Source organism: Fusobacterium sp. (genome assembly GCF_029258315.1).
Classification (GTDB): Bacteria; Fusobacteriota; Fusobacteriia; order Fusobacteriales; family Fusobacteriaceae; genus Fusobacterium_B.
The window spans coordinates 1-9,000 of sequence record NZ_JARHZE010000029.1 but is presented as its reverse complement, the minus strand read 5'-3'; the positions used below and the strand labels follow the sequence as shown (position 1 = coordinate 9,000).

Genomic DNA, 9,000 nt, shown 5'->3' with positions numbered 1-9,000 from the left:
CAGATTTTTCTTTTAAGAATTTATCAAGTTCATATTTATTTAAAGAGATTTTATGTTGAATATTATCTTTTTGTAAAATATACTCTTTTATCTCTTCGGCTTGGGAATTTTTTTCTAAAATCTCTTCCTTTTTTTCGACCTCAATTTTTAAATTTTCAAGTTTTTCTTTTTCTAAATTTAACTCATTTGATTTTATAATTAAATTTCTTAGATTATCCATTTGAGAATAATAATTATCAAACTTTGCTTTTTCATTGGAAAGAGTATTTAAAACTTCTATATTTTTTAAAAGATTTTCTTCAAGAAAAAGTATCTCTTCTTTAGATGTAGGCTCAAATCCTTCTAATTGATTTTCAAGTTTTTCTCTTTCTGTATCTAAATCTTTTTTTACTTGGTTAGCTTTGTCCTTAAGTTTTTTTCCATATTCTTCCATATTGAAGATGTTTTCGAGCATCTTCTTTTTTCCCTCTCCACGAAGTCTTAAAAATTCACTAAATTTTCCTTGAGGTAAAACAACAGTTCTCACAAAGTCTTCAATGCTTAACCCAAACTCATCATTTAATTTTTCTTTAAGCATCTTATCTTTATCAGCTATAATATCCCCATTTTTTTTCATTATTATATCTTTAGGTTTAAGAGTATCGACTCCCTTAGTTTTACCTAAATAATAACGTCTTGTGATTTCAAAAATATCTTCCCCTAAAGCAAATTTAAAATATACTTCCATTTTTTCAGAGGAGTTATTTAAAAAATTTTTAAGTCCTTCATCCTCTTTTCCTAACTCTTTTTCTTTTGGAATTTCCCCATAAAGAGCTAGAATGATGGCATCAAGAATTGTAGATTTTCCACTTCCTGTTTCTCCAAATATTCCAAATATTCCATATTCACATAATTTTTCAAAATTTATAGATTGTCTTTCTTTAAAACTTTGAAAACCTTCTATCTCTAATTTTAATGGTTTCATTATTCATCCTCCTCTAAAATTTTTATAAAGAGATTTAAAGTTTCTTCTTTAGGCTCAATTCCATCAAAAGATTTATAGAATTCTATAAAAGATTCTTTTATATCTAGGTCACCATAATCTATATCGGTAGAAATAGAGTCCATCTCTATCCCTTTCATAACAGGGATAATTTCTAAGATATTTTTATTTTTTCTTATCTCTTTAATATCTCTACTTGAGATATATTTATCTGTGTGAATTTTTAAATAAATCCACTCTTCAATATTTTTTAATTGATGAGATAATTCCAAAGCTTTTTCTATACCATTGACTTCATAATTTTTAATAGGTTTATAATTTTCTAATTCAATCTCCTTAAGATTTAGTTGAGAATTTTTAATAATATCTGCTATAAAGACTTTTTTGGAATATTTATTTTCACTTACTCTGTACTCAATAGGAGAACCTGAGTAAAAGGCTCTTTTAGAATTATATTTTATAGGTTTATGTATATGTCCAAGGGCAATGTAATCAACTTTAGGAAGATCTTCTAAAAATACCCCTCTAGCTCCACCGAGCTCGATAGCTTTTTCATCTCCATCACCAATACTTCCAGTTATAAAAATATGTGTCATTATAATTTTACAAATATCTTGTTTATAATTATTAATTTCATCAACACCTTTTTGTAGTATAGAACCTATTCTTTTTGAGTAGGATATATTATCGTCATCAAATTCCTCATTTAAAGCTAGTTCACTTGGATATGGTAAAGAATATACAAAAATTTCTTCATTATCAATATTTAAAATAATACCTCCCTCTGTTGAATAAGTTATTTGAAATTGTCCATAAGTTCCAATTTCTTTTTTTTCAAAGGGTTTTTCGTAGATAATTATTCCGAAATCTCTTGCTAGATTTTTACTAGCTGAAAGTCTTTCAGCACTATCATGATTTCCTGGAATAATAATTATAGCTCTTTTTCCATAGTTAGATAATTTTTTTAAAGCATTAAAAAATAAAGTTTCTGCCTCGGAAGAGGGGTTGGGAGTGTCAAAAATATCCCCAGCTATAAGAATTATTTTTGGCTCTTCATTGCTCACTATTTTTTCAAGTGTATTTATAAATTTACTTTGTTCTTCTATTCTTTTTATTCCTTCTAATTTTTTTCCTAAATGCCAATCAGATGTATGTAGGATTTTCATTTTATCACCACCTTTAAATTATTATAGCATATTTTACTGAAATAAAAAAACTACATCTAAATTTTAGATGTAGTTTGTATAATTATAATATTTTAATTAATCTCTTTTAAGTTTTCTTTCTACTCCTCTTATCATTCTAGGAATTAAAGAAACATCATCGTCATCATTTTCTTTTTCTTTTGGAGTATAAAGTTCTTTTAATTCATTTTGATATTGCTTAACTTCATCACCAAATTCACTTAAATCTTTAATTTCATATCTCTTTAAATTAGGATAATTTTGATCTAGGATAGCATTCCATTCAGTTATTTGATCTTTATGCAAAGCAAGAAGTAAATCATAATGTCCAGAAACTCTAACTTCTTTTATAACGTCACCTTTTTCAAGTTTTCTAGAATATTCTCCATCTATTTGAGAAACAATTTCTCCAAATACAGTGTGTTTTCCATTTAAGAAATCAGCTGGATATAAAGTTATAAAGAATTGAGAACTTCCTGTGTTAGGTCCAGCATTAGCCATAGCTAACATTCCAGATTGGTAAAAATCTAACCATTCAACAAATTCATCTTTTATTGTATAACCAGTGCTTCCTTGTCCAGTACCAGTAGGATCTCCTCCTTGAACCATAAAGTTTTCGATAGCTCTGTGAATAGTAGTATTATCATAGTAACCTCTTAATGCTAAGTTTACAAAGTTAGCAACAGTTATAGGAGCTGCTTCTGGATAAAGATAAAAATTAATATCTCCTTGAGTAGTTACAAAAGTAACTCTTATATCATTATACTTTTTTAAATCAGCACTACCTCTTTTAGAAAGACTTCCACAAGCTCCTAATAAAAGAACTAGCATTGAAACTGTGATTAGTTTTAAAAATTTTTTCATATTATAATTTCCCTCCAAATTTTTTACTACTCTTTTGACTTAATTAGTTAAAGTTTTGTCTAAAATTTATATATTAATGTATAAAATATTTTTGTAGTTTAGTTGTTGATAGAGTAAGAACAGTAGCAAACCCTATAAATAGAACTGATAATGCATTTATAACAGGTGAAACTCCAATTCTAATCATAGAATAAATTCTAAGAGGTAGAGTGGTAGAACCTGGTCCAGCAACAAAGAATGTAGCCACAAAATCATCAAAAGATAGAGTGAAAGCTATTAGAAATCCAGATATTATAGCTGGTATAAGCAAAGGTAAAATAATTTTTTTCAATGCTTGTAATTCAGTAGCTCCCAAATCATAAGCTGCTTCAACTAAAGAGTAATCTATTTCAGCAAGTCTTGACAAAACAATAAATAAAACAAAAGGAATATTTATTGTTGTATGAACTATAATTATACTTGTAAGTCCCAATTCAAGTTTAACAGTAACAAATAATATAAGCAAAGAAACTCCAAGAATTATATCTGGAACAATAAGAGGTAAATAACTTATAATTTCTAAAAATTTCTTATATTTAAAGTTATACCAATGAAGCCCAATAGCTCCTAAAGTTCCTATAAAAGCAGAAACGCTACTTGAAATTATAGCTATAAAAATACTATATTTAAAAGCTCTCCATAATTCATCAGAGTATAAAAACAATTCTTTGTACCATCTAAGAGAAAAACCTTGCCACACCATAGCTTTTCCATCATTAAAAGAGTATACTATCAAAACCACCAATGGTAAATAAAAGAATACCATAGATAACACAAAGAAAAATAATGAAGTCCTTCTTTTATTCACCAGCCTCACCTTTTCCTTTTTTTAAAATTCCAATTACAACTATTACCATTGTTACTAAAATAAGAACAGAAGAGATAGTCGATGCCATTGGCCAATCTCTAGTCTCTGTCAAGTGACGAGCGATTATATTTCCTAAGAATATGGAATCTGTACCTCCAACAAGTTTTGGAACAACATAAGATCCAAGCATTGGAACAAATGTAAACAAACTTGCTGTTAATATACCATTTTTAATATTTGGTAAGAATACTTTGAAAAATGCTTGTCTGTTAGTAGCTCCTAAATCCCTTGCTGCTTCAATCAAAGCAAAATCAAATTTATCAATACTTGAATATAATGGAAGTATAGCAAAAGGTAAACTTGTGTAAACTGAGATCACTATAACAGCTCCCATATTGTATAAAAATTGTATTGGAGTATCAATAATTCCAAGTTTTATTAAAGAAAGATTGATAAAACCATTGATTCCTAGAATTGCCATCCAAGAATAAATTCTTATAAGAAAGTTAGTCCAAAATGGAATTATAATAAGATAAATAAGTTTTTCTTTATATTTTGAACGAACTATATAATAAGAAGTTGGAACAGCTATTATAATAGTGATAGCTGTAACAATAATACTCACCCATAAAGTTTTAAAAATTATTGAAAAAAATACAGGGTTTGTAAATATTTTAAACGTTTCAACTGAAAACTCAAACTCAACTCCACCATATACACCTTTTTTTAAAAAAGAATATATTAAAACAATAAGCATAGGGATTAAGAAGAAAGCTGTTAGCCATATTGTTAATGGAATTGTATAAGAGATCCCTTTTTTATTTTCAGTCATTATTTTACCTCAACTAAATAACTATCTTCGAAGTTCCAAGATATAAACGCTTCCTCATCCCAGCTTACATCTGTATCATCATCTTCAAAGAAAATATCATGTTGTTTAAATGCTTTTATTAAAAGATTTTTATCTCCGTTTACCCAAGCAAAATATTTACTTTGGAAACCTGTATATATAACTTCATCAACATAAACTTTTAAAGAGTTATATTTCCAGTTTAAATTTTCTGGCTTTTTCTTAGTTACTTTTATTTTTTCTGGTCTAACAGAAACTATAACTTTATCTCCAACTTTTACATTTCTATCCATTTCAAATAAAATTTCACCAAAGTTTGGATTTTTTAAAGTTGCACAAGTGTCACTATTTATTTTTGTAACTTCTCCTTCAATAAAGTTATTTTCTCCAATAAAGTCAGCTACAAACATATCAGCAGGTGATTCATAAACCTCAGCAGGTGTTCCAACTTGTAAAACATTTCCATGATTCATAATTGCTATTCTATCAGAAATAGAAAGAGCCTCTTGCTGATCATGGGTGATGAAAATAAAAGTAATACCAATTTCATCATGAATATTATCAAGCTCAATCAAAAGATTTTGTCTAAGTTTTGCATCTAGTGCTGAAAGAGGTTCATCAAGAAGTAAAACATCAGGTTTATTAATAAGAGCTCTAGCTATTGATACCCTTTGTTGTTGTCCTCCAGATAGTTGATTTGGTTTTTTATTGGCATGAGCCTCAAGATCTATCATTTTTAAAAGTTTAGTAACCTCTTCTTTAATATATTCTTCACTTTCTTTTTTTAATCTTAAAGAGAAAGCTATGTTTTCAAAAACTGTCAAATGAGGGAATAGGGCATATTTTTGAAATATTGTATTTATAGGTCTTAAGTTAGGAGGTAAGTTGGTTATGTCTCTATCTCCTAAATATACAACACCTGAGTCAGGCTCAGTAAATCCAGCAAGAATTCTTAAAAGAGTCGTTTTTCCACAACCAGAAGGACCTAGTATTGAGAAAAATTCTCCTGGCTCAATAGATAAATCAATATTTTTTAAAATTTTAACTCCATCAAAAGTTTTTGAAAGATTTTTAATATAAATACCTTTCTTTTCCACTTATCAACCTCCTAATATCTTTAAATTTAATATTTTTAATTATCCAAATGATTTTACCATATTTTATATAAAAATACAAATATATTATTTGACTTAGTTCTTTTATTAAACAATAGCAATACTAAAAAACATATGTAATTTTATTCTTTCCAAAACTTTAAATATATGATATTTAAATATATAAAGAATATTATTGTAAAATAAATTTCAAATTAAACTATTTATTTTTTTAAAAAAGTTTGCTATACTATAATTAATATTTATGGAAGTGGAAGAAAACTGGTGTTTTCAGCAGTCTTCAAAACTGTCATAGGGGATTTTATTCCTTGATAGGTTCGATTCCTATACACTTCCGCCAAAATACTAAAAAAGAGAGGGATAGATATGAATATTCAAGAAGAAGTATTAAAATATAAAGAAGAGTTAATATCATCACTTCAAGAATCAATAAGAATAAAAAGTGTGGAAGAGGAACCAAAACCAGGAATGCCTTTTGGAGAGGGACCTGCTAGAGCATTAGAACACTTTTTAAAAGTAGGAGAAAGCTTAGGATTTAAGGTTGAAAATTTTGATAACTATGCTGGACATATAATATTTGGAGAAGGGGAAGAGTCAGTAGGTATATTAGGACATGTCGATGTTGTTCCTGAAGGAACAGGTTGGGATTATCCACCTTATTCAGCAGAGATAGTTGATAATAAAATGTATGGAAGAGGTACTTTAGATGATAAGGGACCTTTAATGGTATGTCTTTATGCTATGAAATGTTTAAAAGATATGGGTGTACCATTAAAAAGACAAGTTAGAATGATAGTAGGAGCTAATGAAGAAACTAACTGGGGATGTATGAAACATTATTTTGGAAAATTACAGATGCCAGAACCAACTTTATCATTTACTCCAGATAGTAGTTTTCCTGTTACTTTTGCAGAGAAAGGAATTTTTAGAGGATTATTAAAAATAAAAGCACAAGATAATTTTTCTATCCAAGGGGGAAAAGTTTTTAACGCTGTTCCAGAAAAAACTTTCTTAACTTTACCTTTAGAATATAAAGATTTAGTTGTAGAAGCTTGTGAAAAATATAATATTGCAAATGATTATAAAATAAGTTGTGAAGAAAAAGATGGAAAGTTAGAAATCACTTCTTTTGGGAAAGCTGCTCACGCTGCTCATCCAGATTTAGGATACAATTCACTTTCAGCTTTGATGTCTTTTGTATCTGCTTTAGATTTGGATATTCAAGGATTATCTCAAATGGCAAAATATTTTGCTGAAAATATAAAACTTGAGTATAATGGAAAGTCAGCAGGACTTAACTTTAAAGATGAACCATCTGGTGAAATAACTATGAACTATGGTAAAGCTTATGTTGAAAATGGATATCTTTATATATCACTTGATACAAGATACCCAGTCACTTTAGATGTAAAAATTCTAGAAGAAAAATTACTTGAATTACTTAATAAATATGGAATAGAATTTGAAATTAGTAAAAAAGAAAGTCCTTTATATATTGATAAAGATAGTTTTTTAGTAAAAGAACTTACAAAAATATATCAAGATATAACAAAGGATCCAGATGGAGAGCCAGTAGCAATAGGTGGAGGAACTTATGCTAAGGCTGTAAAAAACTGTGTTGCATTTGGTGCTTTATTAAAAGAAACACCAGATACTATGCACCAAAGAAATGAATGTATAGATTTATCTACTTTAGATACTTTATTAAAAATTTATATAGAAGCAATCTATAATTTAGCAAAATAAAAATCAGGAGGAAATAATGAATAGAATAGAAGGAAAAGTAGCATTAGTAACAGGAGGAGCAGCTGGGATAGGAAGAGCAATAGTTGAAAGATTTGCAGCAGAGGGAGCAAAAATGGTTATTGCTTGTGATGTTAATCCTTGTGAATACACTCAAGAAAATGTTGTAGGAAAAGTTTTAAATGTAACAGATAGAGAAGGAATAAAAACTCTTGTAAAAGAAATAGTTGAAGAGTATGGAGCAATTGATATATTAGTAAATAATGCAGGAATAACAAAAGATGCTCCATTTGTAAGAATGAGTGAAGAGCAATGGGATGCTGTTATTGATATAAACTTAAAAGGTGTATTCAATGTTACTCAAGCAGTTGCACCTGTGATGACAAAAGCTAAAAAAGGTTCTATTATAACTCTATCTTCAGTAGTAGGACTTTATGGAAATATAGGACAAACTAACTACGCAGCAACAAAAGCTGGAGTTATTGCAATGACTCAAACTTGGAAAAAAGAACTTTGTAGAAAAGGAGCTCAAATAAGAGTAAACTGTGTAGCACCAGGATTTATTCAAAGTCCTATGACTGATAAATTATCAGAAAAAGCTGTTGAAGGAATTTTAAGTGGTGTACCATTACAAAGAATGGGAACAAAAGAAGATGTAGCGAATGCTGTTCTATTCTTAGCAAGTGATGAATCATCTTATATTACAGGAGCAGTTCTTCCAATATCTGGTGGACTTTCATTCTAATTTAATAAAAAATATTTTACATCCAAAATTTTATGATTTTGGGTGTTTTTCTTTCAATGAAATTAAATAATAAAAAACTACATCTTAAATCAAAAAAGATTATCGATGTAGTTTTTTTATTTATCTTTTATTTTCAAAAGTTAATTTTCCATCTTCAGAATAAGAGCGAAATTCTATCTCTTTTCCATCTCTAAAAATATATTCTTTAGAAATTTTTCCATTTGTATAATAATATATTTGTTTTCCATCCCTTCTACCATTTTTAAAATTTTCTTCAGAAAGAAGGATACCATCTGTATAATTTAACCATTGTCCATCTTTTTCATTATTTTTATAGTATCCCTTTTCAGAAATTTTATTTTTTGTATCATACATTATAAAACTTCCTTCAAGAATCCCATCTTTAAACTCAGTTTCCTTCCTAAAATATTCTTTTCTTGAAAAGTCAGTAGGAACGAAATTAATAATCTTTCCATTTAATTGCCCATTTTCATTATATAAAAAAGTATCTGTATTTTTTCCAGTTTCATCAAATCCCTTCCATTCACCAGATCTCATTCCATTAGAATATTTACCAATTAAAGTAACTTTCCCCTCTCTACTATATTCTTTAAATTCACCATTTAAAATATTATTTCTATAATATTCTTCGTTTAGAAGTTTTCCATCA

General features: G+C 28.1%; 9 protein-coding genes and 1 tRNA gene. 3 read left to right on the top strand and 7 right to left on the bottom strand.

The features are described from left to right. From Q1J48_RS02135 to Q1J48_RS02110, 6 genes are all read right to left on the bottom strand, one after another. Nucleotides 1–964 (bottom strand): AAA family ATPase (locus tag Q1J48_RS02135; protein WP_300360815.1); only part of this gene is annotated, 964 nt, incomplete at its 3' end. Continuing rightward, nucleotides 964–2,148, bottom strand: coding sequence for a metallophosphoesterase family protein (locus tag Q1J48_RS02130; protein ID WP_300360812.1), 1,185 nt, complete (start codon nucleotides 2,146–2,148; stop codon nucleotides 964–966). The genes Q1J48_RS02130 and Q1J48_RS02135, both read right to left, overlap by 1 nt. A gap of 96 nt (nucleotides 2,149–2,244) precedes the next feature. Next, nucleotides 2,245–3,030, bottom strand: coding sequence for a peptidylprolyl isomerase (locus tag Q1J48_RS02125; protein ID WP_300360809.1), 786 nt, complete (start codon nucleotides 3,028–3,030; stop codon nucleotides 2,245–2,247). A 73-nt stretch (nucleotides 3,031–3,103) separates the two neighbouring features. Then, nucleotides 3,104–3,835, bottom strand: coding sequence for an ABC transporter permease (locus Q1J48_RS02120; RefSeq protein WP_300360818.1), 732 nt, complete (start codon nucleotides 3,833–3,835; stop codon nucleotides 3,104–3,106). Between the two features lie 34 nt (nucleotides 3,836–3,869). Beyond that, nucleotides 3,870–4,709 (bottom strand): ABC transporter permease, encoded by an 840-nt coding sequence (locus Q1J48_RS02115; protein ID WP_300360807.1) that lies wholly within the window; start codon nucleotides 4,707–4,709, stop codon nucleotides 3,870–3,872. Beyond that, the gene (locus Q1J48_RS02110; protein WP_300360804.1) at nucleotides 4,709–5,824 is read right to left on the bottom strand and encodes an ABC transporter ATP-binding protein; all 1,116 of its coding nucleotides are present in this window, start codon (nucleotides 5,822–5,824) and stop codon (nucleotides 4,709–4,711) included. Before Q1J48_RS02110 ends, Q1J48_RS02115 begins: the two co-directional genes overlap by 1 nt. Nucleotides 5,825–6,088: 264 nt before the next feature. Between Q1J48_RS02110 and Q1J48_RS02105 the strand changes: the two genes are divergently transcribed. The 3 genes from Q1J48_RS02105 (at nucleotide 6,089) to fabG (ending at nucleotide 8,330) form a co-directional block, all read left to right on the top strand. Continuing rightward, nucleotides 6,089–6,182 (top strand) — tRNA-Sec (locus Q1J48_RS02105). A 26-nt stretch (nucleotides 6,183–6,208) separates the two neighbouring features. Continuing rightward, entirely contained in the window at nucleotides 6,209–7,588 is a 1,380-nt protein-coding gene (gene pepV, locus Q1J48_RS02100) for a dipeptidase PepV (protein WP_300360801.1), read from the top strand. A gap of 16 nt (nucleotides 7,589–7,604) precedes the next feature. Continuing rightward, nucleotides 7,605–8,330, top strand: a complete 726-nt coding sequence (gene fabG / locus Q1J48_RS02095) for a 3-oxoacyl-[acyl-carrier-protein] reductase (RefSeq protein WP_300330167.1) — start codon at nucleotides 7,605–7,607, stop codon at nucleotides 8,328–8,330. A gap of 120 nt (nucleotides 8,331–8,450) precedes the next feature. Here fabG and Q1J48_RS02090 read toward each other — a convergent pair. Then, on the bottom strand, nucleotides 8,451–9,000 hold a 550-nt coding region (locus Q1J48_RS02090; protein ID WP_367181828.1), incomplete at its 5' end, for a toxin-antitoxin system YwqK family antitoxin.